The sequence below is a fragment of the Streptomyces sp. AC627_RSS907 genome (genome assembly GCF_019049165.1).
The window spans coordinates 3,289-4,540 of the sequence record NZ_JAGMUE010000358.1 but is presented as its reverse complement, the minus strand read 5'-3'; the positions used below and the strand labels follow the sequence as shown (position 1 = coordinate 4,540).

At 68.4% G+C, this 1,252-nt stretch carries 1 protein-coding gene and 1 pseudogene; one reads left to right on the top strand and one right to left on the bottom strand.

The window, feature by feature from the left end; translation table 11 throughout:
- Positions 1 to 269 precede the first annotated feature (269 nt).
- Entirely contained in the window at positions 270 to 755 is a 486-nt protein-coding gene (locus tag KUM32_RS35735; protein ID WP_217146076.1) for a MarR family winged helix-turn-helix transcriptional regulator, read from the bottom strand.
- Positions 756 to 940: 185 nt separating this feature from the next.
- Here KUM32_RS35735 and KUM32_RS44245 point away from each other — a divergent pair.
- Positions 941 to 1,252, top strand: a pseudogene (locus KUM32_RS44245) (alpha/beta hydrolase); the annotation flags it as partial.

Sequence of the window (1,252 nt, the reverse complement as noted above, 5' to 3'; positions counted from 1 at the left end):
GCCCATCACATCGCTGCGCGCGGGGATGCCAAGCAGCGGGAGTTCGCCCGGCTCATCAAGGAGCGCTACATCGACAAGGGCAAGCTGGGTGTCGCCACGGGCGAGGGGTTCCACTGCTACCCCGGTGATGGCGGCCGCTGAGACGGCAGACCGGGCCGGTCCACCGGCCCTCGACGCGCCACGGCGGTGGCGGGACGGTGCGATCCGGTGCGTCCCGCCACCGCCGTGGCGCGTCGAGGGATGCCGCGCCGACCGAGCGTCCTGGCGGGCTATGCCGTGGGACTGGCGTGCCGGTCGACGTTGGCGGTGAGCTTGCGCAGCAGGACACGGACCGTCTCGATCTCCTCGGGTTCCAGGCCCATGGCGTCACCGATCACGGGTGGTACGGCGCGCAACTTCTTTCTGAGGTCCGCTCCCTCCGGCGTCAGGGCGATTTCCACCACCCGTTCGTCGTCAGCGCGGCGCCGCCGCCCGATGAGTCCGCGTCCCTCCAGACGCTTGAGGAGGGGAGTGAGGGTTCCGTGGTCCAGGTGGAGCCGGGACACGATGTCCTTGACTGGGACCGTGCCGTGCTCCCACAGGACCAGCAGTACCAGGTACTGCGGGTAGGTGAGGTCGTGGGTGCTGAGTAGGGGGCGGTAGATGCCTGTTACGGCGCGTGAGGCGGCGTAAAGGGTGAAGCAGAGGTGGTCGTCGAGGAAGAGGGATGGTCCGGTTTCCTCGACAGTGACCTCTCGTGTTGTGTTCTGAGTCACATTCTTTTCCTTTGTTGTGTTGCTGTTGCAGGTCAGGGGGTTTGGCCGGCGTCCTTTTGCCTTGTGTTCAAGTATAACGAAGTCGATTGCCTTGCACACAAGGTTCTTGTGTCATAGGTTCTTGGTCATGGTCAACGGGCCGGGCGGAGCACACCGCGGCGGTCCACGAGGAGAGCGAGAGAGTCATGACGAGCAACAGCACCCGGCGTTCGGTCCTCACCAAGGGCGCTCTGCTGGCGACCGCGGCGACCGCGGTGAGCGGCGCGACCCTGGCGTTCGCCTCCGGCGCGACGGCCGGCCCGGCCGACCGGGCGCCCCGGACGGGCACCTCGGCCGTCGCGGACCACGCCCGCGGCGGCAAGCCGACCGTCGTGCTGGTGCACGGGGCGTTCGCCGACTCCTCCAGCTGGAACGGTGTGATAGGCCAGCTCAAGCGGGCGGGCTACCCGGTCCTCGCCGCCGCGAACCCGCTGCGCGGCCTCCAGCAGGACGCGGCG